Source organism: Aliivibrio sp. EL58 (assembly GCF_900312675.1).
Lineage (GTDB): Bacteria > Pseudomonadota > Gammaproteobacteria > Enterobacterales > Vibrionaceae > Aliivibrio.
Genome location: NZ_OMPC01000012.1, coordinates 61018 through 87320, shown reverse-complemented (window position 1 = coordinate 87320; position 26303 = coordinate 61018). Strand labels below are relative to the sequence as shown.

The following is a 26303-nucleotide window of genomic DNA, read 5'->3' as shown; positions in this document are numbered from 1 at the left end:
AAAGGCGGAAAATTATCCACACTTTATGGACTAAATTCTGTTAACTAAGTTCAACTTTTAACAAAATGAATACAAAAAAACCGCTAATTCAATGAATTAACGGCTCATAAGATCTTAGTTCATGTAGATATGATCTTTGTTATTAAACAGGCTCTATCTCTTTTAAATGACGCAATACTGAAATACGAGCAGCTAATAAACCCAAAAATGACGATAACATTAACAATAACAAGCTTTCATCCCATGTCAGGCCAATCAATCGAAATACACTGTCGTAAAGTACAGCGACATTATCTACCGCCCCATTAAGCGTTACGGTAATGATCGCGGTTAATAGCCAAGCAACAAAGCCCCCCAGCAAACCAAACCACATTCCTGTATATAAGTATGGGCGTAAAATAAAAGTATTGGTGGCTCCAACGAGTTTCATTACTTGTATTTCATCTTTTTGCTCTAATACATTAAAGCGTAGGGTATTACCCACAATTAAGAAAACAGCAATAAACATCAAAATCGCCAAGGTAGTCGCAACCACTACCGCGACATGCTTAATCGCATCTAAACGCTGTAGCCAATCATCATCTAAGCGCACTTCACTCACATTAGATTGAAGTTTAAGACGGCTGACTAACTGATTTACATTATCTGTACTTTGCCATTCACTCTTAGGAGAGACAATCAATACCGATGGCAGTGGATTCGTATCAAGTAGTGTTAACGCTTGTTCAAATCCAGAATGCTCACTCAGCTCATTTAACCCTTCTTGTGGTGAAATATATTGAACGGCTTCAATCTCTTTCCACCCTTCAAGTTCAGATTGTAAACTCTTTACTTTTGATTCTGATGTTTCTTGCTGTAAGTATAAACTTACTTGTGAAGGTGCTTGCCACTTAGAAGCAACCATCGTTAAGTTTTTACCGACTAAATACATACTCGATGGCAACGTTAATGACATCGCAATCACTGCTAACGTCAACATGTTACCTAGAGGACGACGTAATAACTCTTGAAAAGAAAGTTTAGCCTGTTTCTTATGAGTAGCCCAAAAGCCATCACTTGATGCCCCTTGAGTATTTTTTGCTTTGCTACGCTTAGCCATGATCTGCAACCTCACGTAAACACCCTTGGTGTAAATCAAAACGGCGATATTTATTACCACCAATTAATGACAAATCATGCGACGCCATTAATACACTCACACCAACGCGATTAAACTCAGCAAATAAATTAAATACTTGGCGAGATAATTGTGGGTCTAAATTACCTGTTGGTTCATCAGCTAACAACAACATTGGCTTATTTACTACCGCTCTTGCGATGCCGACACGTTGTTGCTCACCACCAGATAGCTGCATTGGATAACTTTTGGCTTTATCTAATAAACCGGTTTTATCCAATGCCGCAGACACACGACGTTTAATGTCATTCTCTCTCACCGATTCAACACGCATTGGCAGTGCCACGTTGTCAAATACGGTTCGGTTCATCAATAATTTATGATCTTGAAAAACAATACCAATATTACGACGTAGAAAAGGAATGTCTTGATTAGAGATCTTAGTAATGTCATGACCATTAAATAAGATCTTTCCATCACTTGGGCGTTCAATGGCACAGATCAATTTCAGCAAAGTACTTTTACCCGCACCAGAATGACCACTTAAAAAAGCCATTTCACCTCTATTAAGGTGGAAGTTTACTTTTTGTAATGCTGGACGACCGCCACGATAGGCTTTCGACACTTGCTGAAATCGAATCACGCGTTATTCCTCACGACTAAATAATGCATCAATAAAATCTTGCGCCACAAATGGACGTAAATCATCAATTCCTTCACCAACACCAATATAACGAATTGGGATTTGAAATTGATCGGCAATAGAGAAAATAACACCACCTTTTGCTGTGCCATCTAATTTCGTTAATGTAATACCTGTTACTGGCGCAACATCACTAAATAATCTGGCTTGGCTAATGGCATTTTGTCCCGTACCCGCATCAAGCGTTAACATCACTTCATGTGGTGCTGTTGGGTCAATTTTCTGCATTACACGAACGATTTTACGCAATTCTTCCATTAAATTGCTCTTATTTTGGAGACGACCCGCAGTATCCGCGATAACGACATCTACTTTTCGTGCTTTTGCCGCTTCAATTGCATCATAAATCACTGAAGCACTGTCTGCTCCTGTGTGTTGTGCAATAACAGGAACATCGTTACGTTGACCCCATACTTGAAGTTGCTCAACCGCAGCAGCACGAAACGTATCACCCGCCGCTAAAATGACAGATTTACCATCATTCTGGAATTGTTTCGCTAGCTTACCAATTGTCGTTGTTTTACCAACGCCATTAACCCCAACCATTAAAATCACATGAGGCATGTTTTTTTCATCGATTTCTAACGGTTTTTCCACTTTAACTAAGATCTCAGCCATTTCTTCTTTTAATAGGCCATATAAAGCTTCACCATCTTTTAAATCACGCTTGCTTGCTTTCTCGGTTAAGCTATTAATGATTTTAACTGTGGTATCCATGCCCACATCAGCAATCAATAACTGCTCTTCTAATTCTTCAAATAGATCTTCATCTATTTTTTTACCGCTGAATAAACCAAAGAAACCTGCACCGATATTTTCTTTAGTGCGTTGTAAACTGCGCTTTAAGCGAGCAAAAAAGCTTTCTGTTGGCTTTTCCTGCACTTCTTCAATTACAGGCTCAGATTCAACCTTCGATTCAACAAGCTCTTCAGCAACAGACTCTATTAGCGTGTTTTCTTTTACCTCATTAGAAGTCGTGTCACTTTCTTCTTTTTCACTCACTTCTATTGACGTTACTTCAGTCTCTTTAGACTGTTCAAGTTCAGCGTCTTCCACTACACTCTCAACAACACTGTCTTCTTGAGACGGTGCTTGAGATAAAGTATCAGTGTCTTCTTGTGCTGATTGTTGTTCTACTGTTGGTTGTTCGGCTTTTTCTTCATCACCAAAACCTAACCAAGACAATAATCCGCGTTTCTTTTTGCCTGTCATTGGGAAATCCTAGAATTAAATTGGTACAATTTTCTCGTATACTATCACTTTCTGAGCGGTCAAAATATCTATGCTTAAACGTAAACAACACTCATCTCGCACTTCTGGTACAAATGGTCGCTCTGGAAGCATTCGTATTATCAGCGGACGCTGGCGTGGACGCAAACTTCCTGTGCATGATGCTGAAGGATTAAGACCAACCACAGACCGAGTAAAAGAGACGGTTTTTAACTGGCTAGCCCTTGATATTCCACGCGCTCGCTGTTTAGATCTTTTCTCTGGTAGCGGTGGTTTAGGGTTTGAAGCGGCCTCTCGTGGCGCAGAACAAGTAGTAATGCTTGAACTTAATAAGCAAGCTTATTCACAACTAAAACAAAATGCCGAAAGCTTAAAAGCCGATAATATTGAGCTTCATCATACCGATGCTCTCACTTTTTTAGATAAAACGGCAACACCCTTCGATGTGATTTTTATCGATCCTCCTTTTAGAAAAGATTTATTAGAAGCAACATTAACAAAATTAGAAAATAATGGATGGTTAGCGAAAAATGCCATGATATATATTGAAGCAGAGAAAGAGCTCAGTGCCTTGCCTGTTCCTGCTCATTGGCATTTACATCGAGATAAGACCGCTGGACAAGTTACTTTTAAATTATATGAGAGAGAAGAATAGATGAAAGGATTGATCATTCTAGCCAAAATTGCCATTGGGTTTGTTTGGCTAATACTATTACTTAACCTATTTATGCCGTTCCCTGGAACAGGCGCGATTGCACTTTATATTCTGACTGCATTTTTATTTATGATGCACGGCTTACAAATGCTTATTTTCATTGGCGCATTCGGCGATAAAATTTCAATGAGTCGATGGGAAAAATGGTCAATCCTGATATTCGGGGTTTTTGCCTTACTGGATATCAGAAAAAAACACATGATGGATAAATAGCAGATCATTACATCATTTTAATTAGGAGCAGTTATTGCTCCTTTTTTACGCTTCTATATATTCCATCCCCCCGTGCCCGATAACTATCTATGTTATGATCTTCCCCCTATTTCTTACGATTTTAATTTTGGTACTCATTTATGGAAACTCTATCCGCAGCAGTCATGCTTTTTCTGATCATGGATCCAATGGGTAACTTACCTGTTTTCACCTCTATTCTTAAACATGTGGAAAAGAAAAGAAGACGTATTATTTTAATTCGAGAACTTCTTATTGCTCTTGCCATTATGATGTCCTTTCTCTTTATGGGAGAACAGATACTGAATTTCCTAAGTTTAAAAAAAGAGGCCGTCTCAATCTCAGGCGCAATTATCTTATTCCTAATTGGCTTAAAGATGATCTTCCCGCCAGAAGGGGGATTAGGTGCGAGTTTAGGTGCTGGCGATGAACCTTTAATTGTTCCTCTGGCAATACCTATGATTGCCGGTCCTTCTATTCTTGCTACTTTACTACTACTTGCTCACCAAGAGCCTGACCGCATGGTTGATTGGAGCCTAGCACTCATCGGGGCTTGGTCTGTCACGACGGTTATTTTAATGTTCTCGGAACTATTCCAACGCATCGTCGGTGAAAAAGGCCTCGCAGCCATTGAGAGACTGATGGGTATGCTACTACTGATGATTTCAGTACAAATGTTCTTAGATGGTATTACGAGCTATTTCACACACATCTAACTCATAATTCATGCTGAAATAAAAAAGGTCGCACGTCAATGCGACCTTTTTTATTATCAATACCACCATTCTTAATGATTGCAGATCCGATCAGGGTTAGCCGTCAATCCAGCCTCCAACTCAATCACTTTCTTTTTAGATAAAAGAAATTCAAGCAATTCCGTTAATGTTAGTCCCTGCTGGCTACACGTATGAAAACACACGTCATGACCAAATTCACTTTCAACCATCTCTTCCAATTGCGAGCGAGAAAGGGGCTTTTCAGAATCCAATAAAATATTTAATACCGTGTGACCATGAATGTCTTTTTTCATAACCTGCCTAATTTCTTTAAATGTAAAAGTAGAGGGTATCAAAGAGGATAAAATAAACATTGCGATCGATCTATTTCATTGTGATTGTTCTTTTTCATAACCATATAAAACCTCCCTTTCTCCTTCCTATAGACTCAAAACACCAAAACCGCAAGAAAACAGAGTGAGCAACATTTAAAAAACAGAATAAAAACAACAAAAAAGAAAAGTAAAAACCTTAATTAACAATAAGATAGTTTAATTAAGTTATAAATTTATAGAAAAAAAACAATAAATAAACCCTACTAGATATAGGATTTAGGTGAAATTTAATAGCATTCAATGGCTTAATAACATAAACCTCAATAATAAAGCCTCTATATAACTTTATAAAAAACAGAAAATAGATAGTAGAGTGACATCTAGAGGATAAGGGGTGAAATGAGAACAAAAATAGATGGTTAATTATCAAACCATTAAAAAGCAAGTAAAATCGATTAATTTCAACAACTTAAGTTAGGCAACCAATAAATTAACATAATAAAGCACAATATCAACAGACAAAAGAACACCTAAACACGCGAGTAAACCGCCACTTTTGTCATAGAAAAGTTATTTTTTCAAGCTTTAGAGCATTCAGCACTTGATCAACAACTAAAAACAGTGCTATTCTATTTGTCAAGCAATGATAGAATACATTAAAGGAGAACGGTAATGATTACTTCATCGCAAAAACAAGGACTTATGATGATCGCTGTAGTTGTTGGACTAATGACTCTGCCAATGATGTATTAATCTACATTCAAATAAGTTTATATAAAAAAACGGACGCATTTGCGTCCGTTTTTTTATGCTTACAATAAATACATCAAAACAAATGTTTTATATTATCCCAATGAATCAAATAGATAGCTAAAGATGCTAATGTAGAAAGCAATACAATTGCCCCCACAAGTTTCCACAAGAAACGGTTGGCTCTAGGCGTTAATATATCCGTCATATCTTTGCATGTTGCTTTGAAGCCCGCCTTATCCTCCAACTTATAGCCCTCTTCATGCACTACCTTATTTCTCATAGTTGCAATAAAGCGTAATTTTCCAATCACATCATGAGGCAAACGCTCCTCACAACTAGTAATAAGTTGGTGAAGTCCTTTTCCTTCAGCGTGATAATGCGTCTTTAAAAGCGATTCAATATTTCGACTTTGTTTTACAACAAGATCAATGTCAGACATCTCACTCTCCTATCCTACGTTTTGAACGTCTCTTTGTATTTATACCACTCTAACGCCCGTTTCTCTTTCCGATCCTTAAGATTATTTCTTTTTAAACCTGACTTATCTCTTAATCCCTTAACTCATAAAATAATAGGAGATATTTAATCAATAGTATTCGAGCCAGATCTCAGTTCCAAATTCATTTTATACGTAGCCAAGCAATATCTATAAGATAACGGGAAAACCCGCACAAACTGAACAAATACTCCTTATCTATCTATAGAGAGAAGATTAGAATACTTATGTTCATATGTATTACTCGCAAGTTTAAGGACAAATCATGCCTGTTACTTATATCGTTATTTTGATCGCATTTATTCTAATTGCTGCCGTACTGTTCCAGCGCTTCCAAACAAAATTTATTTTGGGAGATAACGCGCCAGAAATGAAAGCAGAAGTCACTATTTTAGATAAACAGATTATTGAAATCCCAGATACACAACCAGGAGAAGACGACCAAGAGTTTTGGATTTACGTTCAGAAAGGGAAATTTGGCCCAAAACGAGAGTTTGAAATCGGTGTGCACTATTTTCATGCTCTAAATCCAGGAGATAAAGGTATAATGACTTATCAAGGGCGTAAATTTCATCACTTTGCTTTAAAGCGAGATTAACACTAGGACAATAATTATGACCAACACAATGCTTTCTGCGATTCCATTAACCTCTCTTGCTGGTGTTGGAGCCAAAGTAGCAGAAAAGCTCGAAAAAGTTGGGTTGGTCACCATTCAAGATCTTCTTTTCCATCTTCCTCTTCGCTATGAAGACAGAACTCGTGTTTATCCAATGGCGCGAGTTCACTCCGGTTTATTTGCTGCCGTTCAAGGCAAGGTGATGTCTTGCGATATGCAATTTGGCAAACGTAAAATGTTACTGGTTAAAATTAGTGATGGTAATGGCACAATTACTTTGCGCTTTTTCAATTTCAATGCCGGTATGAAAAATAGCTTCAGTGAAGGAAAATTAGTTCACGCTTACGGCGAAATTAAACGTGGCGGAAGCGGTTTAGAAATTGTTCATCCTGAATACCAATTTCATACCCCTTCTAAAGCTTTAGATATTGAAGCAACATTAACACCGGTTTACCCAACCACTGATGGGCTTCGTCAAAATACATTACGTAGTTTGACGGATCAGGCTTTAGAGCTATTAGATAAAGCCGCCGTTAACGAATTATTACCTCAAGGCTTGTACAACAACCAAATCACCCTTAATCAAGCACTGCATATTATTCATCGCCCTGATCCTTCTATTAATCTAGATGCGTTTGATGAAGGAAAACATCCCGCTCAACAACGTTTAATTATGGAAGAATTGTTAGCTCAAAATCTTTCAATGCTTTCGGTACGTAGCAAAGGCCAACAAGAAGACGCACTCCCATTGGCTACTGTGACCAATCTAAAACAAAAATTATTAGACCAATTACCTTTTACCCCAACGGGAGCCCAGCAACGAGTTGTGGCAGAGATAGAACAAGACTTAGCAAAACCGCACCCAATGATGCGATTAGTTCAAGGAGATGTGGGCTCAGGTAAAACTCTCGTTGCAGCCTTAGCCGCAGTACAAGCGCTCGAACATGGATATCAAGTAGTGCTAATGGCCCCAACCGAATTATTAGCAGAGCAACACGCAGTAAACTTTAGTAATTGGTTTGAAAGCATGGGAATTCCTGTTGGCTGGTTAGCAGGAAAGCTCACCGGTAAAGCAAAAGAGAAGGAATTAGCTCGTATTGCCAGTGGTGAAGCCAAGATGATAGTGGGCACTCACGCCCTATTTCAACAGCACGTTGAGTTCCACCACCTTGCTTTGGTTATTATTGATGAACAGCACCGCTTTGGGGTTGATCAACGTCTAGAGCTACGAGAGAAAGGCGAGAAAGACGGTGCTTACCCACACCAGTTGATCATGACAGCAACGCCTATTCCAAGAACCTTAGCCATGACGGCGTATGCAGATCTAGAAACCTCAGTCATCGATGAGCTTCCACCAGGTCGAACGCCAATTCAAACCATTGCTTTGCCTGATACAAGACGCGATGAAATCGTCAATAAAGTAAGAAGCGCCTGTGTGAACGATGGACGACAAGCCTACTGGGTTTGTACTTTAATTGATGACTCCGAAGTACTTGAAGCTCAAGCCGCCTCAGATACGGCTGATACGTTACGACTGCAGCTGCCCGAGCTGAATATTGGCTTAGTCCATGGTCGAATGAAATCAAAAGAAAAACAGCAGATCATGCAGGAGTTTAAAGAAGGTAAATTACATTTGTTAGTGGCTACTACGGTTATTGAAGTCGGGGTTGATGTTCCTAACTCAAGCTTAATGATTATCGAGAACCCTGAACGTCTTGGTTTAGCCCAACTGCACCAACTACGTGGTCGAGTCGGTCGTGGCTCTGTTGCTAGTCACTGTGTACTGTTGTACCACTCTCCACTCTCTAAAACAGCTCAAAAGCGATTGAGTGTTCTGCGTGAAAGTAATGATGGCTTTGTGATTGCCCAACGAGATTTAGAGATCCGAGGCCCGGGTGAATTATTGGGGACAAAACAGACCGGATTGGCTGATTTTAAAATTGCAGACTTGGTTCGAGATCAGCATTTAATTCCTGAAGTACAACGCATTGCACGTCATTTACATGATAATTACCCGACCAATGCTAAAGCGATTATTCTTCGTTGGTTAGGTGAGCGAGACATCTACTCAAATGCATAAAAATCATGGCTTTCATTCTAGGAGCCAAGAGTAACAGACACAAAAAAGGTGAGTACCTACTCACCTTTTTAACTCGTTGATTAAGCTAAACGCTTAGTAATAAGAGTGCTCACCACGATCATGTTCAGTTAAATCTTTAACTGCGGTTAGTTCACCTTCAAATTGAACTAGCAATTCTTTTTCGATGCCTTCTTTTAGAGTCACATCTACCATTGAACAACCATTACAACCACCACCGAACTGAACAATTGCAATACCTGCTTCAGTGATTTCCATCAGACTAACGTGACCGCCGTGGCCAGCAAGCTGTGGGTTAACTTGAGTCTGAATTGCGTATTCAACACGTTCAAATAAAGGAGCATCATCGTTTACTTTACGCATTTTTGCGTTTGGTGCTTTCAATGTTAATTGAGAGCCCATCTTGTCAGTAACGTAATCGATATCAGCATCTTCAAGAAAAGGTAAGCTTAACTCATCAACATACGCTGATAATTTTTCAAATTTCAGCTCAGTATCATTCGCTTCGATTGCTTCTGGTGGACAATAAGATACGCCACACTCTGCGTTTTGAGTACCCGGATTAACCACGAATACACGGATGTTTGTCCCTTCTGGCTGTTGTACCAGAAGTTTTGCAAAATGCTCTTGAGCACTTTCAGTAATATTGATTGAAGACACAAGTAATACCTGACTAAATTAGTATGATTAAGGATTGTACTCTGAAACACAATTTTTTTCGAGTAGAATTCTTTTCGAGTCGAGTTCTTTTAAAATCAAATTGTTTAGAGCTACCTACTAGCAGTATAGCAATCTTAATAATCTATTTATCAAGATTGGCTCTAATTATTTGCACGTTAAGATCGTATTCCAAGGTAAGTTTTCATCACCTAACACAATAAAATTAGGATTCTCTAATGATTCTCTTTCGTTATAAGAGAGTGCTTCAAGTTCTGTCGATAAAATACGACCACCCGCTTCTTGAACAATGCACTGTGTTGCCGCAGTATCCCACTCACCTGTCGGACCTAAACGTAAATAACAATCCACCGCCCCTTCAGCCACAAGACAGGCTTTTAATGCCGCAGAGCCAAGAGGGACTAAATCGTAATTCCATTCAGCACTCATACAACGGGTAATATTATTAATATTTTGACGACGACTAATTGCGATGGCTATCGGCTGTTTTTCTTCTTCATGCTTAAGAGTGCTAATACGAACGCTTTCATCCATATCTGGAATTTTCCACGCTCCTTTCCCTTCATAAGCATAATAGGTAACACCCGAAACTGGACCATAAACCACGCCCATCACAGGACGATTATTTTCAACCAAAGCGATAACCGTTGCAAAATCCCCACTGCGAGCGATAAATTCTTGAGTGCCGTCTAGAGGATCTACCAACCAATAGCGATTCCATTGTGCTCGTTGCGCTAAAGCAATATCCGCATCTTCTTCTGATAAAATAGGAATATCAGGCGTCAATTGAGCCAACTTTTCCATGATTAACTTATGTGCCGCTAAATCAGCACTGGTCACTGGTGTTTCATCTGACTTAGTAAACTCTTCAAAATCACCCTTCTCATAAATATCGAGAATAAGCTGACCTGATGCACGTGCAATATTGATCACTTCAGGAAGTAGGTGCGAAAGTGTTGAATCCATCAATATTACTCCTTAGATAAAAATTGTTGAGCAAGCAAGAGCGCACTGATGCTCCTTGCTTCTGAAAAATCAAGGTGATGTAAAAGCTCAGAGGCTTGAGCTAAAGGCCATCGAACAATATCTAATGGTTCTGGCTCATCACCTTCCAATCTCTCAGGGTATAAACCTTGAGCGACAAATAACGTCATCTTACTTGAAAAATAAGAGGGAGCGAGAACCAACTCTTTTAATGGAGTCAACTTCTCAGAACCAAAACCAATCTCTTCTTTTAATTCACGATTTGCCGCTTCTAGCGGAGATTCCCCTTGGTCGATCAAGCCTTTTGGAAACCCTAATTCATAGCTTTCAGTTCCCACCGCGTACTCTCGCACTAACAGTAGATCGCCTTGCTCAGTAATAGGTACCATCATAACGGCATGACGACCACTCGGTTTCATTCGTTCATAGGTACGCTCAACCCCATTAGAGAAGCGTAAATCTACCGATTCAATACAAAACAACTTTGATTTTGCTTCAATGCGTTTATCTAAAATTGTCGGCAATTGTTTTTTAGCCATTGTATTTCCTTACAGACGTCCTGAATAAGTTACTTTATATTGCCCTTTTGAATCAGGCTTGCCTAGCCATTTAAGTTGGCTTCTTAAGCTAGATGGGAAGTTTTCCTCAGGTTTGAACCAACCCTTAACCTGATAAGAACGATTTGGATTAAGCACCACATCGAACTGGCTGCCCACATCTTTTGATGATTGCTTACTGATCAAGGTTATCTTGTTATCCACACAAGTGACATCAGCAATGGCAGTATTAGGATCTATGTTACCTAAAGGAGAAATAATCTTACCCGCAGACCAAACTACCTCACCCGTTGCTTGTTTACACCAAGGTTGCCCTTGTTGAAAATAACTAATATTGAGTTCGGCTTGCCCTTGTAAAGACACAGGTAACGCCATTGGTACTTTATTCATAATGCTGGCGACAGGAAGTGATACCACCATATTTTCAGCATACGCCCCTTTTGATACGCTATAACCTACCGTGCCTTTACCGCGCAACTCTAATTCGCTACCACGACCAAAACGCACCGCAAACACCGCATGTCCTTTTAGTATAGCCATTGGATCTATCTGCCATTGTAATTGCCCATAGTTCACTCGTTGCCATGATAGTGAATCAACTTGGCCTTTCCACGGCGTGCCTGATAACCCCGTTAATGCCAATCCTCTGATAGTAGGTGCTTGCTTAATAACCCACTGAATTGGTATGTGCAACAATGCACTGGCGGTAAAAAAGGTAGAGAAGACCGTTGCGATTAGTAATTTAAACTTCATGATCACTCTCTACTTAATTGAAGGCGGTTTACTTCAACCATACCTTCTACATCGGTTTTATTTAAATCTAAAAACTGAGCATGAATGCCTTGGGTATCTCTCAAATACGCCAACCAATTAATTAATGAATTAAAAGGCAGAGGTTTAACCCACACCTGCATTTGCTCGCCACGAGGCTGCATACGGATCAACTCAATTTGAAATTGGCGCGTACTGCTTGGGATCACTTGGTTCATAGGACGGTTCGCCACTTGCGATCCTCCTGATGCTCCACCGCGAAGTGTCACAATCGTATCAGCTTTCTTTTGCACCCAAGTTAATAAACTGCGTTCACTGTTAATCCGATTCTGCGCTAATTCTGCTCGATCATTTAATGGCTTAATACCTCCCCAATAAATAACAGCAATCAATAACGCAACACTGCCACCACTAACCAAAATTCGTTCTCTTGGTGAGATACTTTGCCACCATGTCGTAAAGGCTTTCATTATTTTCTCCTAATAACAATCGCACCAAATACTTGGTTTTGGTTTTTATTCAGTTGGCCTTGCTCAACCTCAAATTTAGCACTTAACTCTGAAGTCAATTTTTCAAAATAAGGAAAATCTGACGCACTGGCTTGCAATCGCAGTTCATCTCGTTTGCCATCAAATTTTAGGCTTTGTAATTTCACTTGAGGCACTTTTGCTAAGTATGGTGCAAGCTCTGCCATCCAAGCCAATAAATCATCCCCACCCGAACCACCTTGTAAGCGTGCTTCTTCGTTTTTCATTTGAGATTTTAAATAACTCACCGTTGGGATCTTACGTTTACCAGGGAAAATATCTCTAAAAATTCGTTCGCTTTCAGTTCGAAGCGCAATACTGTGCTGCTCCAGTTTTTGTACTTCAGTAATATGTTGAGCAACAAAAGCCACCATAACTAAACCAAAAGCCAAAATTACTTTCTGCCAGATACGCCAATGCTTGCGCCATGAAGATTGAGGACGATACTTACCACTCAATACATTCACTTTAGAGCTAAGAGTCCCTTCAGCCAGTAATTGCATCACTAACTCTGGCGTCTCTTTTATATGCTTGGTATTCGCAACGTTAATTTCACAAGGCGAATAACTATGAAGAACATAACTCTTTGAGTCTTCTACATCCTCTGTTTCAGTATCTTGTTCTTCCGTATCGACAACTGATTTAGCGCTATTGATAACGAGCCCCTCCAATAGCATTGGTAGCCACTCAGATTCCGCAATCGCGCCTTGATACTCACTAAAACGCAACAGCCATTGTTGATTAAGCTCAACCATGGTTGTTCCATCTTGGTGAAAAGGCAACGCTAATACATCAGGTAAGAAACGCTTAGTTTGAATTCCAGCCTCACTAAGTTGCCCTAACCATTTCACCATTTTTTGATGTTCAACAATGGCAACCTGAGCCATTTTGTTGGTTTTCTTCAAAATAACGATATGTAAATCATCGACATCTTGAGCTAAATCGTCTTCAACTATAAAAGGCAGCATCGACGAAAATTGTCGAGCCGCCCCTTCAGGTATCACCACTTCTCGCAATAACACATCACTGCTAGGCAATAGAGCTGAGACGGTACGCTGATCGCTGTATTGCGATAACGATGGTAACTCTTCCGCAGAGCTTAACTCTCCAGACGCTATCACTTCTTTATTTTCTGGTGACCAGACTATCCATTGAATGGGATCTGACGGCTGACTATTCAGCCTTAGTATCAGATGTTCGCTCATTCATTCCTCCATACTGGCGACGGACAACGTTCACCACCTTTTTATCACTACTGTGTAATAAAGAACGCACACGTACGCGCGAATCTTCTACTAATACTTGAGCATCTAACTCAAAAAACTGACTATCTATCGATAAATACGGTTTTGCTTGCTTGCGTGTATTGGCGTCAACTTGGCTTATTGCCCCTTCCGCTAAAAAATCATCAATACTAGCCCAGCCATCAAAAGGTCTATTTTCTAATACTTCTCGAGCATTCTCTTCGCTTAACCCAGGAGAAAACAGAGCCACTAAAATATTGGCATTTTCAGGTGCTAAGGTATTTACGTTTAAATAAAAATTACTGCTTGGTATCGCACATACCAAAGGTGAAACGGCCTCAATCACTTGCGCCGTTACCCCGTTAATTGCTCGTAACTCACTGGCATCGCCTATCCAACCATTTGGCGCTAAATAGGCAGGTTTAAACGATTGATAAGTACTGTCTTCAACACCTGAGATAGATTGAACCGTGTCGTTCTCATCCATGAACTCCCAGGTAGAATCCGCAATGACTTCTGCAAGGTAATTTTCAACCTCAACCGATTCTAATAAGTTCATCCATACTTTAACTAAAAATGGACGCTGAGATGGATCACTACTCGGTTTCACACTGCTCAATGCATTCAAATTAAAACACGCTTGTTTATCTTTCACCCCACCAAAGGCTTCGCCGTAATCAAGTGGGTAGCTCGTTTCTTCTGTAGCCCATGCTTGGCTCAAATTAATGGTGTCACCATCTTTATACGCCTCTTCGATGCCCGCCTTCGCCAATGCTTCAACCCCTATTGAGTACCAATAAGCCTGCTGATGATTGACTTGATTCTGCGCCCGATGAAACTGAATAAACAAGCGCTCAGACATTTGAGCCGCAATGGTCACCATAATGGCGAGTAATAACAAAACTACGATCAGTGCAACGCCTTGCTGTTTTTTTGAGTGGCGACTTAAATGCACTTTTTTATTTCCCATTATGACTCACCTTGTTCTTGTGATGCGTCACCGTTTTGATCTGAATTTTCTTCTACTTTAAATCCTGAGGTTAAATAAATACGCTCAACATCGCCATAATCTTTAAAAGTAATAATAATCTTAGTGGCTTTAGGCAATTGGTTTTTCACATCCCATATTTTCAACCATTTTTTGCCGTCATAAAATTCAAACTTAAGCTCTTCAACCCCATCGATTAACGGGGTAACAACGGGTTTTTGTCCTACCGGAGTATCCGGATAACGCCACCACAAACGCTCAATGATATTTTCAACTAGACGATAACCAACTTTAGTTATCTCTCCACGAGGAAAAGCCTGTTGTGGATTTTTCCATCCTAAACGTACAAATAAAATACCTTGAGATTCAGAGTCCAATAAATACTCATCGGCAGACAATAATTTATCTGACACTTTTTCACCATTGGTGCGAAATGGACGAGCAACAATTTGACGAAAATCGTTATCTAAAAAGACCAAGCTGCGTTGAAGTTGCTTAATGCGCTCACTCTTTTCTAGGGATAATTCATTACTGCGCTGAACTTGGTTCACCACTTGATACGCTGAAAAACTCAAGGTGGCAAAAACCGCAATGGCTACCATCACTTCAATCAGCGTAAACCCTTTGACTGAGCAGCGAGAAGAGTTATGGCGCAACATACGTTCGTACCGTAATTAATGGGGATTGTTGATCTTTACTGGTCGATACCGATACATCCACTGACTTTAAAATATCAGAGGTTGTTTTTACCGGAGCGATGGTCCAATACCATGTTTGACCAGCCAACTCTGTTTCACCCTTTTTGGTCGATGTTGGTGGCTTATCTAACATCATCAATGCCATTTGATTATCTACCACCATTCCTGCGAACGTCTTTTCTTCTAAATAACCTAAGGTATTAATATGCTGAGTTACCGCTCTTAATACACTCAAGGCTGCGGTCGCAAAAATAGCAAGCGCCACTAACACTTCCAATAAGGTCATGCCTTGCTTGGTTCTTCGTAAAGAAAAGTTACTCTTCATCTCGTTCATCTCCCGGAGCAAATAAACGGATCAAACCAGACTCATCGGCTTTAACTTCCCACGTTTTATCATCGAGATTACCGCGTTCATTTTCAGGAAAAAAAGTCACTATAAAAGGCGTCACTTCGCCACTTGATAGCACCATCACCTGCGGAGGAATTGGTTTTTTGTCTTCTTCGAGATCAGCAAACATCTCTTCATCAAATAGGGAACCCGGTTCAAATAAGCGATCATCATCAGCCCATGCTGAACCACCTAGCTCCATCTCAAATTCTACGGATGAGTCATCCATTTTTACTTCGGTAAAAAAGCGACTTTGCTCCATTGGCTGCCAACCATCGACATTTAATTGCATAAAGCGATATTCTTGTCGCTCTTGATTAAAGTAAATGCCGTAATCCATCCCATTGAGCAAAGCATCTTCATTGAGAAGCTGAACTAACTGATAAAAACGTGAGGCTTGTTCTTCCATTTGATCATCTTGACTATCAGGAAGGCTCATAATTACTGCCATCGAACTGACCGATAGCAGTACCAATACCAACATAATTTCGATTAGGGTAAACCCAACCTCACGTTTTATCTTCATCATTGTTTTTATTTAGCGCTTATCACTTATTGAAAGTCTTGCATGTTCCAGTTACCAATATCAGCATTGGCACCTTCACCGCCTTCTTGACCATCTGCACCTAATGAGAAGATATCAATTGTGCCGTTATCGCCAGGGCTTAGATATTGGTACTCGTTACCCCATGGGTCATTTGGTAAACGACGAATATAACCATCAGCGCGGTAATTACGAGGCTCAGGACTTGACGTTGGTTTAGATACTAATGCTTCTAAACCTTGGTCTGTGGTTGGATAAACACTGCTATCTAACTTGTACATATCCAATGAATTTTCTAATGCCACGATATCAGTGATCGCTTTTTGTTGATCGGCTTTCTCTTTGTTACCAAGTAAATTTGGTACGACTAAACTTGCTAAAACACCAAGAATAACGATAACAACCATCACTTCTAACAATGTGAAGCCACCTTGTTTACGTTGAGCTGAATTGACTTGCATGGAATGACTCCTGAGATTAAAAATCAATATATTAATAAAAAGAAAAAGGATAGTAACTACTCACTACCCGACTAAATTATTTAGTTCAATGATTGGCATTAATGTCGCGACAACAATAAAAAGTACGATGCCGGCCATAAAAACAATCAGTAAAGGTTCAAAAATACCCAGAGCCATATTAACCAGAGATTCAAAATCACGATCTTGGTTATCAGCTGAACGCGTTAACATTTGCTCTAATTCACCACTTTGCTCACCACTTGCGATCATATGAAGCATCATTGGTGGAAACAACTTTGTTTGTTCTAACGAGATACGTAAGCTCGCCCCTTCACGCACATTATCTGCCGCTTCTAATATCTGCTGCTTAAAGTATTGATTACTCATTACATCTGCCGCTACTTTCATCCCATCCAATAATGGAATTGCACTTGAGGTACAGATCGATAACGTACGAGCAAAACGAGAGGTATTCAATCCACGAACCACCTTGCCAACAACAGGTAAGCGTAAGATTTTTTTATCCCACGCTAAACGCAAATGAGGCTTAGTGAGTAACCACTTCACGCCAACAATAAAGAGCACCACTACAATCACAACCAATAAACCCCAATGAACAACAAAGTTACTGGCTGCCAATAATATTTCAGTTACTGTCGGTAGGCCTTGTCCCATTTGCACAAATTGGTCAACAATTTTCGGTACTACCGTCGCAAGTAAAAAAGAGATAACCGCAATCGCAATTAACGTCAGCATGATTGGATAAATCATCGCTTGTTGTAATTTACTGCGCATCTTTTGCCGATTCTCAGCGTAATCAGCCAAGCGGTTTAACACCGTATCTAAATGGCCTGATTTTTCACCGGCAGCCACCATTGAGCAAAACAGTTCATCAAAGACATGCGGGTAATCAGCAAAGCTTTCTGCCAACGGATACCCTTCTATCACTTTAGAACGAACTCCCATCATCATGCTGCGAATGTGGGCTTTTTCACCTTGCTCTGCGACGGCTTTTAAACACTCTTCTAATGGCATTCCCGCTTGAACTAAGGTCGCTAATTGGCGAGTGATCAATGATAAATCGTTAACACTAATCCCACGCTTAAAGCTTAATCCTTGAGAAGCACTCTTTTGCTGCTTTGATTTGGTTTCAATCACTTCAACTGGAATTAGACCTTGTTCTTTTAACCGTTGGCGAACTTGGCGTGCATTATCGCCTTCCATGACGCCTTTTTTCTGCTTGCCTGTTTTTTCTAATGCTTTGTATTCAAAGGCTGCCATTTACCCTTCCCGAGTGACTCGCATCACCTCTTCCAGTGTTGTGATCCCTTGTTGTACTTTTAATAAACCATCTTGCTGAATCCCACGAGTGGTACCACGAACTTCTTTTTCAATCTCTTGCTCGCCAGCCTCTTTGTGGATCAACTCTTGAACTTTCTCATTTACAACCAGTAACTCATGAATGCCGGTACGCCCACGATAGCCCTTGCCATTACAGTGATCACAGCCTTTCGGTTTATAAAGAACCAAGCTATCCGAAGCAGATAAGTTAAAGAGTTTTTTCTGCTCGTCATCGGCTTGATAAGGTGCTTTACACTCCTTACATAAAGTACGGACCAGACGTTGAGCAAGTACACCAAGTAGAGAGGATGAAATTAAGAAAGGTTCGATTCCCATATCACGCAGACGAGTGATCGCCCCCACCGCCGTATTGGTGTGAAGTGTCGACATCACTAAATGGCCGGTTAATGAAGCTTGAACGGCGATTTCTGCGGTTTCTAAATCACGGATCTCACCTATCATCACCACATCGGGATCTTGACGAAGAATGGCACGTAACCCACGAGCAAACGTCATGTCTACTTTTGGATTAACTTGGGTTTGACCAATGCCATCAATATCAAATTCGATTGGATCTTCTACGGTTAGAATATTCGATTGAGAACTGTCTAACTCCCCTAAACCGGCATATAACGTGGTTGATTTACCTGAACCTGTTGGGCCAGTAACCAAAATAATGCCATGAGGACGCTTGATGATGTGCTGAAAGTTTTTATGGTTTTCAGCCGACATACCTAAGCTATTTAAGTCCAAACGAGTCGCATTTTTGTCTAATAAACGCATTACCACACGTTCGCCATGGGAAGATGGCATGGTAGAAACACGTACATCAACCGCTCGACCACCAATACGCAATGAAATACGGCCATCTTGAGGGACACGCTTCTCCGCGATATCAAGTTTCGACATCACTTTTACACGCGATACCAACAGTGGCGCCAATTTACGGCTTGGACTCAAAACATCACGCAATACACCATCAACACGGAAACGAATCGACAATATTTTTTCAAACGTCTCAATATGAATATCTGATGCACCCTCTTTAATTGCTTCACCCAACATGGCGTTGATCAATTTAATGATGGGAGCATCGTCTTCTGATTCTAATAAATCATCATTATCAGGCAGCTCTTCAGCCAGAGAGAAGAAATCGTCATTATCGGCACCAATATCTTCCATCAGCTGTTGCGCTTCTGACGAGTTACGTTGATAGACTTGAGTTACCTTGGTATCAAATTCTTCTTTGGTTAATTGAATTAACGAAAAACCTGATTTACATACTCGACGAATTTCACACAGTACTATTGGCGAAGGGGTGAGCGCGTAATACAGCACCCAGCCTTCAGAACTTGCTTCAATAACTACAGAATGCCTTTTTGCAAAAGAAAAAGGCAAACGCAGCATTGCTGAAGATTCAGGAAATAACGTATCCGCCATTATTTTTCCTTATCTTCGCTAAATTGTTCGAAGAACGCTTGGATCTCTGCTGGATGATTAACCTCTTTACCAAATTTAGGTAATACCGGAATATGGGCGTCATCCATCAACTTCAAACCTTTCTCAGCGTTATACAATTGCTCTGCTCGAATGTAGTTATATTTACGTTGAGTGACCCCATCAGCCGTCATGCCATCACGAATAATGGTTGGCTTGATAAACACCATTAGATTTTTCTTCTCAACTTGCGTACTGGTTGATTTAAATAGGTAACCTAAGATAGGAATATCACCCAAGAAAGGAACTTTCGATTCACTCTCTAGTGCTCTCTCATCAATCAAACCACCAAGAACAAGCATCTTGCCATCTTCAACCATCACTGACGTATTCAGCTGACGTTTAGCAAAACGCACATCAACCGCACCATTAGCACCCAATACGTTAGACACTTCTTGTTCGATATCTAAACGAACTGAGTTACCTTCGTTTATTTGTGGCACAACTTTAAGCTTGATACCGACTTCTTTACGATCAACTGTTTGGAATGGATTGTCATTATTTGAGCCTGATGCAGATCCCGTTAATACTGGAACTTCTTCACCGACAATAAATGACGCTTCACCATTATCCATTACGGTAATACTCGGTGATGACAGAATGTTAGAGTTTGAATCAGTCGATACGGCAGTAATCAATGCCGCCCAATCCCCCATCATGACACTGACTGCAGCACCTTGAACGCCTTTAAGAGCAGTAGCTAATCCGTCATAGCTACCTTTTTCAGTCGTCGTCTCATTACGTAAAAATTTATTATTTTCATCATAAACAGCGGTTGTTGTTGTTGTGTCTTTTGCTTCTTCCAAACCAACCATAGTGGCACCAATTGATGCACCGGTATTGCTGTATTGGATCATAGCTCCAGTTTCTAGGTTGCCCCATTGCACGCCTAAATTAACGCCATCGCCTTCGGCTAATTCAACTATCAAGGCTTCAATCAAGACTTGAGCACGACGAATATCTAGCTGAGCAATCACGTCTTTTACTGCACGCATTACATCTGGCGGCGCAGTGATCACTAAGGCATTGGTATCAGTATGAGCAGAGATCATCACATCACTGCGATTACTTGAACCACCTTTTTGAGAACCACCTTTACTCGCGGTTAAGTTATCAGAAACCCCTTTTAATACATCAACCAAATCTTCTGCTTTGGCATAACGTAAATAGACAACTTGGTTATTACCTTTAGTCGCCATTTCAACATCAAGCTGCTTAATTAATTTTTTAAGACGATTGCGTACCTTTGGATCACCCGAAATAAGAATCGAGTTCGTGCGCTCATCTGCAACCAATTTAGGCTGTAAAAAAGCAGGGGTATTTTTCGCTTCTGTGGTTTTATTTAGCGCATCAACAATACGTACCATTTCAGCGGCAGAGGCATTTTGTAAATCCACGACTTCAATTTCTTTATCGCCAGCTTGGTCAACACGTTCAATAATTTCCGCTAAGCGATTTACCACCGCCGCACGACCTGTGATCATAATGATATTGGCAGGATCATAGTGCACAACGTTACCCGCACCGGCATTATCATTTAGCTGACGTAACAAAGGAGACAACTCACGCACAGAGACATTACGAACGGCAATAACACGAGTAATTACTGCATCACCTGTAATTTTGTCTTTTGCACCAAGTACTGGAACGGCTGAGGTTTTAGCGTCTTTATCTTTAATGACTTTTAAAATGCCACTGTCCATCTCAACAACAGCGTAGCCATACACTTCAAGTACACTTAAAAAGAACTGATAGTATTGCTCTTCATTTAATAAGTCATAGCTACGAACATCTACTTTGCCACGAACAGAGGGATCAACAATAATAGTCTTTTCTAAGTTTCGACCCACAATATTGATGAACTCTTGAATATCCGTCCCTTTGAAGCTAGCACTAAAGTCATTTGCAATAGCCGATGTCCACATCATGCTGCCCGCAAGTAATAAGGCTCCCTTGCCTATGCACTTTTTCACAATATACCCTTATTCATTTTCTTATTTATCCGTTACAAACCGATAAAAATGTCATGTAGTTGACCGTCACGCTGAACGGTTAAATTAAGCTCTGTCATTTCCGACATGTTTTTCCACAATGCACTCATTGCGGCAGGATCAGTTAAATCAATCCCATTTAAGCTGGTCGCTATATCACCTGGCTTAAAGCCAACTGAATCAAATAATTTACGGTCTTTACCTGGATTAACACGATACCCCGTGATTTTTCCATTATCAGACACTTGAGATAGGCGAATGTATTTCAATACCGATTGTGGGTTTTTCGCCATTTCTTTACGAATATTATCCAGTTCGTCTTGATTAGAGTTTTGACGATTGTTTCCCAACACGGTGCCAGAACTACCCGTACTATTTCTCTCTGTTGAGATTTTTGTGTACTCAATGCCTTCTAACATTAAAGTTTCATCACGGCCATTATTAGAGATAATAATGCGATCGACACTGATCGCTTTTACGGTTGCACGCGTTCCATCAATCGTCTCATCAATACCGTACGTATTCTGTTTTCCTCGATTCGCAATAACCGCCAAACTCAATGTAGGCTTAGAACTGGCAACGACACCTGCTAGGGTTAAATTTAAGCGAGTCTTAGGGGCGTCTTTCACTTCAACTATTTTTGGCTGCTCAACTTTTTTCTCTGTATTAAAATGCCCAAACACTTGGCTATTCAATAAACCAGATAAAGAGTCATCTCCATTTTTCTTTTGCGTATTAGCGACAACCACAGCTTTAGGCTGCCATTGAGAAACAGAAGTTTGAGGAGCAAGCATCGACCAAAAGAGAGAGCCACAAATCCACGCAAAACAAGCAACCAACACAACAGTTAAACTTTTAGATATCGTAGATTGATATACCGACCAATATTGAGAAATTTTTTCTATTTTCATATTAGCTATCATTAGGCTCAGAGCTTCCTTTCTATGTTACAAAGTCAATTAAATAGTTGATGTCAGTATGAATTATAAAATATCACCGCATAATTACCGAGAATAATGTCGTTTTATTGAATTACTCGAAGACATATCACGTAATTAAAGAGGGGGAACTCGTTATTAGAGCATTATTTCTCATTAATAACTCTAGTTGCTTATGAATTTTGATTAATTCTCCTCAAAAGATTGAAAAAAAAATTCCTGACACCATTAAATAAGCAGAGAAGTAAGACATTAGGTAGGCATAATGAGTTCAAAATCTAATACCAACGATGGCATCAGACTCGATAAATGGCTCTGGGCTGCTCGTTTTTACAAGACTCGCTCTATTGCGAGAAATATGGTTGATGGCGGTAAAGTTCATTATAATGGCCAACGAGCTAAACCAAGTAAATTAGTAGACGTTGGAGCAGAAGTTAAACTTCGCCAAGGCAACAACGAAGAAATCGTCGTGGTTATTGAAATCCTTTCAGATCAACGTCGCGGTGCCCCTGTTGCACAAACGCTTTATAAAGAAACAGAAAGTAGCATTAAGCATCGTGAAGAGAATGCAAAATTACGCAAACTCAATTCTCTTGGCAGCCCACATCCTGATAAACGTCCAGATAAAAAACAGCGACGTGATATCATGAGATTCAAGCAACAATAATCACTATACTGTGAGCGACAACAACCCTTAATACAATTGCTGGAGTATTTCATGGCAAATAACACATTGCATCGTTACCTATTTGAAGATTTATCTGTTCGTGGTGAACTTGTTCAATTAGACGATGCTTACCAACAAATCATTTCTAGCAAGGAATACCCTAAAGCAGTACAAAACCTTTTGGGTGAGCTATTAGTTGCAACCACGCTATTAACTGCAACATTAAAATTTGAAGGCTCAATTACCCTTCAACTTCAAGGTGACGGTCCTGTTTCTCTTGTAGTAATTAATGGCGATAACGATCAAAAGGTTCGTGGTGTCGCTCGCTTTGATGGCGAAATTTCTGATGATGCCACACTGCACCAATTAATGGGTAAAGGTTACCTAGTTATTACTATCGCACCAAAAGATGGTGAGCGTTACCAAGGTGTTGTTGCACTTGACGGTAAAGATTTAGCTGCTTGTTTTGAAGGTTACTTTGAACGTTCTGAGCAATTAAAAACTCGCTTATGGTTACGCCTAGGTGAATTTGAAGGCAAACCTCACGCTGCTGGTATGCTACTGCAAGTTATGCCTGACGGCACTGGCTCTGCAGATGACTTCGAACATCTAGAACAACTGACTGATACGATTAAAAACGAAGAGCTATTTGGCCTAGAAGGCGAAGACGTTTTATATCGTTTATACAACCAAGATAAAGTGCAATTATTTGAACCTCAACATGTTGAGTTCTTCTGTGGTTGTTCTCGTGAGCGCAGCGCAGGTGCAATTGTTACGATTGAAAGAGCTGAAGTTGATGACATCGTAAAAACAGAAGGCAAAGTTTCTCTTCATTGTGATTACTGTGGCACAAGCTACGATTTTGACAGTATCGATGTTGCGAATATTTTTGAAGACGCGACAAAAGGTAATGACACCGTTCATTAATTTACCATACAGAATAAGTTACTTATTTTGTCGAAAAGCCAGCCATTAGGTTGGCTTTTTTTATAACTAAATTTGATATCAAACACCTTTTTAATTCCACTTATCCACACTTAATTTTGTTTAAATAATAATCAATTACATCTAGCGCAAACGATTTCTTTAAGAGTAGAATAGGGCTATTGCTATTTTGTGATGGCGATTAAATAACCACTACTACTTTATGGTTATTTTATGATTCATCTCCCTGTTTTCAATTTACCGCATTGTTAGCATGATTAGCAGAATACAAATAATTAGAAATATTAAAAATCCCTACAAAATTCCTTTAAGGAGCTCCTATGACTGTTATGGAACATAAAAAGGCTGCACAGCTCGATCTTACTCAACATGGTCTAACCAATGTTACTGATGTTCTCCGTAACCCAAGTTATGACCAACTGTTCGAAGAAGAAACACGTCCTGACCTAGAAGGTTATGAGCGTGGTGTAATGACAGAGCTTGGCTCAGTTGCGGTAGATACTGGTATTTTTACTGGCCGTTCACCAAAAGATAAATACATCGTAAAAGATGACACGACAAAAGATACACTGTGGTGGTCTGATCAAGGTAAAAACGACAATAAAGCTATCACACCAGCAGTTTGGGATGATCTAAAAGCCCTAGTCACAGAGCAACTTTCTGGTAAGCGCCTATTTGTTATTGACGGTTATTGCGGTGCAAACCCTGATACTCGTTTGAGTGTTCGAGTCATTACGGAAGTGGCATGGCAAGCACACTTCGTAAAAAACATGTTCATTCGACCAACAGAAGAAGAGCTAGCAACGTTTGAACCCGATTTTGTGGTAATGAACGGTGCAAAAGCAACCAACCCTAATTACGTAGAACACGGATTAAATTCGGAAAACTTTGTTGCTTTCAACTTAACAGAGCGCGTACAAATCATCGGTGGTACTTGGTACGGCGGTGAAATGAAAAAAGGCATGTTCGCAATGATGAACTACCTTCTTCCACTGCAAGGCATTGCATCAATGCACTGTTCTGCAAATGTGGGTGAAGAAGGTGATGTTGCGGTATTCTTTGGTTTATCAGGTACAGGTAAAACTACGCTTTCAACCGATCCAAAACGCCAACTCATTGGTGATGATGAACACGGTTGGGATAATGACGGTATCTTCAATTTTGAAGGGGGCTGTTACGCAAAAACAATCCGCCTATCGAAAGAAGCTGAACCTGATATTTTCAATGCGATCCGCCGTGACGCTCTACTTGAGAATGTAACTGTTCGTAGTGACGGCACTATTGATTTTGATGATGGCTCTAAAACTGAAAACACTCGTGTTTCTTACCCAATTTATCACATCGATAATATTGTTAAGCCAGTATCAAAAGCAGGCCATGCAAATAAAGTTATTTTCTTAACCGCAGATGCATTTGGTGTTCTACCTCCTGTAGCAAAACTAACGCCAGAACAAACTAAGTACCACTTCCTTTCAGGTTTTACTGCTAAGTTAGCAGGTACTGAACGTGGTATTACTGAGCCGACACCAACGTTCTCAGCAGCATTTGGCGCGGCGTTCTTAACACTGCACCCAACACAATACGCCGAAGTTCTTGTAAAACGAATGGAAGCAGTTGGCGCAGAAGCATACATTGTAAATACAGGGTGGAATGGCACAGGTAAACGCATCTCTATCCAAGATACTCGTGCAATTATTGATGCGATTTTAGATGGTTCAATCGACCACGCTGAAACCAAAAACATTCCAGTATTTAACCTAGAAGTACCAACATCATTACCAGGTGTTGATACCTCAATCTTAGATCCTCGTGATACTTACACTGACCCACTACAATGGGACAGCAAAGCTGAAGATCTAGCTCAGCGTTTCATTAAAAACTTTGCTCAATACACAGATAATGACGAAGGTAAGGCGCTAATTAAAGCAGGTCCTCAACTTAACTAAATTATCTAGTAAATACATCGATAAATTCAAGCCCTTCCATTGTGAAGGGCTTTTTTATGCAATCAGTTCAAACAACAGTGCAAAACAGTGATTACCTCTAAGTAAACCATCACAATAACTTGATTGCA

General features: G+C 40.1%; 28 protein-coding genes. 8 read left to right on the top strand and 20 right to left on the bottom strand.

Annotation, left to right across the window (positions count from 1 at the left end; all coding sequences use genetic code 11):
- Positions 1–142: 142 nt before the first annotated feature.
- Genes ftsX through ftsY form a run of 3 tightly spaced genes read right to left on the bottom strand, consistent with a single transcriptional unit; the run spans position 143 to position 3032 of the window.
- Positions 143–1099 (bottom strand): permease-like cell division protein FtsX, encoded by a 957-nt coding sequence (gene ftsX, locus ED622_RS18445; protein ID WP_122036513.1) that lies wholly within the window; start codon positions 1097–1099, stop codon positions 143–145.
- Positions 1092–1760, bottom strand: a complete 669-nt coding sequence (ftsE, locus tag ED622_RS18440; RefSeq protein ID WP_005421376.1) for a cell division ATP-binding protein FtsE — start codon at positions 1758–1760, stop codon at positions 1092–1094. The genes ftsX and ftsE overlap by 8 nt, the downstream gene beginning before the upstream one ends.
- Before the next feature lie 3 nt (positions 1761–1763).
- Complete coding sequence (ftsY, locus tag ED622_RS18435; protein WP_122036512.1) at positions 1764–3032, bottom strand: signal recognition particle-docking protein FtsY; 1269 nt, start codon at positions 3030–3032, stop codon at positions 1764–1766.
- A 70-nt stretch (positions 3033–3102) separates the two neighbouring features.
- On the opposite strand from ftsY, the gene rsmD reads away from it, so the two are divergent.
- From rsmD to ED622_RS18420, 3 genes are all read left to right on the top strand, one after another.
- Positions 3103–3705 carry a 16S rRNA (guanine(966)-N(2))-methyltransferase RsmD gene (rsmD, locus tag ED622_RS18430; protein WP_122036511.1) on the top strand — a complete coding sequence of 201 codons (603 nt, stop codon included), beginning with the start codon at positions 3103–3105 and terminating at the stop codon, positions 3703–3705.
- Entirely contained in the window at positions 3706–3978 is a 273-nt protein-coding gene (locus tag ED622_RS18425; protein WP_122036510.1) for a DUF1145 domain-containing protein, read from the top strand.
- Positions 3979–4118: 140 nt separating this feature from the next.
- Complete coding sequence (locus ED622_RS18420; RefSeq protein WP_122036509.1) at positions 4119–4712, top strand: YhgN family NAAT transporter; 594 nt, start codon at positions 4119–4121, stop codon at positions 4710–4712.
- Between the two features lie 71 nt (positions 4713–4783).
- On the opposite strand, the gene ED622_RS18415 is transcribed toward ED622_RS18420, so the two are convergent.
- A complete protein-coding gene (locus ED622_RS18415) occupies positions 4784–5026 on the bottom strand; it encodes a YecH family metal-binding protein (RefSeq protein WP_122036750.1) in 243 nt (80 codons plus the stop codon).
- 847 nt (positions 5027–5873) lie between these two features.
- Positions 5874–6239, bottom strand: a complete 366-nt coding sequence (locus ED622_RS18405) for a DUF4145 domain-containing protein (protein WP_122036508.1) — start codon at positions 6237–6239, stop codon at positions 5874–5876.
- A gap of 322 nt (positions 6240–6561) precedes the next feature.
- On the opposite strand from ED622_RS18405, the gene ED622_RS18400 reads away from it, so the two are divergent.
- Both ED622_RS18400 and recG read left to right on the top strand, forming a co-directional pair.
- Positions 6562–6894, top strand: coding sequence for a DUF2500 domain-containing protein (locus ED622_RS18400; protein ID WP_122036507.1), 333 nt, complete (start codon positions 6562–6564; stop codon positions 6892–6894).
- A gap of 16 nt (positions 6895–6910) precedes the next feature.
- On the top strand, positions 6911–8992 hold the full coding sequence (gene recG / locus ED622_RS18395) for an ATP-dependent DNA helicase RecG (protein ID WP_122036506.1): 2082 nt from the start codon (positions 6911–6913) through the stop codon (positions 8990–8992).
- Positions 8993–9085: 93 nt separating this feature from the next.
- Here the strand turns inward: recG and nfuA are convergent, their stop codons facing one another.
- The 15 genes from nfuA to gspC form a co-directional block, all read right to left on the bottom strand.
- On the bottom strand, positions 9086–9670 hold the full coding sequence (nfuA, locus tag ED622_RS18390; protein ID WP_122036505.1) for a Fe-S biogenesis protein NfuA: 585 nt from the start codon (positions 9668–9670) through the stop codon (positions 9086–9088).
- A 165-nt stretch (positions 9671–9835) separates the two neighbouring features.
- The gene (gene cysQ, locus ED622_RS18385; protein WP_122036504.1) at positions 9836–10654 is read right to left on the bottom strand and encodes a 3'(2'),5'-bisphosphate nucleotidase CysQ; all 819 of its coding nucleotides are present in this window, start codon (positions 10652–10654) and stop codon (positions 9836–9838) included.
- 5 nt (positions 10655–10659) lie between these two features.
- Entirely contained in the window at positions 10660–11211 is a 552-nt protein-coding gene (gene nudE, locus ED622_RS18380; protein ID WP_122036503.1) for an ADP compounds hydrolase NudE, read from the bottom strand.
- Between the two features lie 9 nt (positions 11212–11220).
- Positions 11221–11982, bottom strand: a complete 762-nt coding sequence (locus tag ED622_RS18375) for a type II secretion system protein N (protein WP_122036502.1) — start codon at positions 11980–11982, stop codon at positions 11221–11223.
- A gap of 2 nt (positions 11983–11984) precedes the next feature.
- Complete coding sequence (locus ED622_RS18370) at positions 11985–12470, bottom strand: type II secretion system protein M (RefSeq protein ID WP_122036501.1); 486 nt, start codon at positions 12468–12470, stop codon at positions 11985–11987.
- Positions 12470–13732, bottom strand: a complete 1263-nt coding sequence (gene gspL / locus ED622_RS18365; RefSeq protein ID WP_122036500.1) for a type II secretion system protein GspL — start codon at positions 13730–13732, stop codon at positions 12470–12472. Before gspL ends, ED622_RS18370 begins: the two co-directional genes overlap by 1 nt.
- Entirely contained in the window at positions 13701–14741 is a 1041-nt protein-coding gene (gene gspK / locus ED622_RS18360) for a type II secretion system minor pseudopilin GspK (protein ID WP_122036499.1), read from the bottom strand. Before gspK ends, gspL begins: the two co-directional genes overlap by 32 nt.
- Positions 14741–15418: a type II secretion system minor pseudopilin GspJ gene (gspJ, locus tag ED622_RS18355; protein WP_122036498.1), complete on the bottom strand. Its 678-nt coding sequence runs from the start codon at positions 15416–15418 to the stop codon at positions 14741–14743. Before gspJ ends, gspK begins: the two co-directional genes overlap by 1 nt.
- On the bottom strand, positions 15405–15782 hold the full coding sequence (gene gspI, locus ED622_RS18350) for a type II secretion system minor pseudopilin GspI (protein WP_122036497.1): 378 nt from the start codon (positions 15780–15782) through the stop codon (positions 15405–15407). The genes gspJ and gspI overlap by 14 nt, the downstream gene beginning before the upstream one ends.
- On the bottom strand, positions 15772–16371 hold the full coding sequence (gene gspH, locus ED622_RS18345) for a type II secretion system minor pseudopilin GspH (protein ID WP_122036749.1): 600 nt from the start codon (positions 16369–16371) through the stop codon (positions 15772–15774). The genes gspI and gspH overlap by 11 nt, the downstream gene beginning before the upstream one ends.
- Before the next feature lie 26 nt (positions 16372–16397).
- Complete coding sequence (gene gspG, locus ED622_RS18340) at positions 16398–16850, bottom strand: type II secretion system major pseudopilin GspG (protein ID WP_122036496.1); 453 nt, start codon at positions 16848–16850, stop codon at positions 16398–16400.
- A 63-nt stretch (positions 16851–16913) separates the two neighbouring features.
- The gene (gene gspF, locus ED622_RS18335) at positions 16914–18131 is read right to left on the bottom strand and encodes a type II secretion system inner membrane protein GspF (protein ID WP_122036495.1); all 1218 of its coding nucleotides are present in this window, start codon (positions 18129–18131) and stop codon (positions 16914–16916) included.
- Entirely contained in the window at positions 18132–19631 is a 1500-nt protein-coding gene (gene gspE / locus ED622_RS18330) for a type II secretion system ATPase GspE (protein ID WP_122036494.1), read from the bottom strand. It lies immediately after the preceding gene.
- Positions 19631–21616 (bottom strand): type II secretion system secretin GspD, encoded by a 1986-nt coding sequence (gspD, locus tag ED622_RS18325; RefSeq protein ID WP_162922574.1) that lies wholly within the window; start codon positions 21614–21616, stop codon positions 19631–19633. Before gspD ends, gspE begins: the two co-directional genes overlap by 1 nt.
- A 77-nt stretch (positions 21617–21693) precedes the next feature.
- Positions 21694–22602 carry a type II secretion system protein GspC gene (gene gspC / locus ED622_RS18320; protein ID WP_122036493.1) on the bottom strand — a complete coding sequence of 303 codons (909 nt, stop codon included), beginning with the start codon at positions 22600–22602 and terminating at the stop codon, positions 21694–21696.
- A 280-nt stretch (positions 22603–22882) separates the two neighbouring features.
- Between gspC and hslR the strand changes: the two genes are divergently transcribed.
- The 3 genes from hslR to pckA all read left to right on the top strand — a co-directional run bounded on the left by hslR (position 22883) and on the right by pckA (position 26175).
- On the top strand, positions 22883–23284 hold the full coding sequence (gene hslR / locus ED622_RS18315) for a ribosome-associated heat shock protein Hsp15 (RefSeq protein WP_122036492.1): 402 nt from the start codon (positions 22883–22885) through the stop codon (positions 23282–23284).
- 51 nt (positions 23285–23335) lie between these two features.
- A complete protein-coding gene (hslO, locus tag ED622_RS18310) occupies positions 23336–24211 on the top strand; it encodes an Hsp33 family molecular chaperone HslO (protein ID WP_122036491.1) in 876 nt (291 codons plus the stop codon).
- 338 nt (positions 24212–24549) lie between these two features.
- Positions 24550–26175, top strand: a complete 1626-nt coding sequence (gene pckA, locus ED622_RS18305) for a phosphoenolpyruvate carboxykinase (ATP) (RefSeq protein ID WP_122036490.1) — start codon at positions 24550–24552, stop codon at positions 26173–26175.
- The last annotated feature ends 128 nt before the right edge of the window (positions 26176–26303 follow it).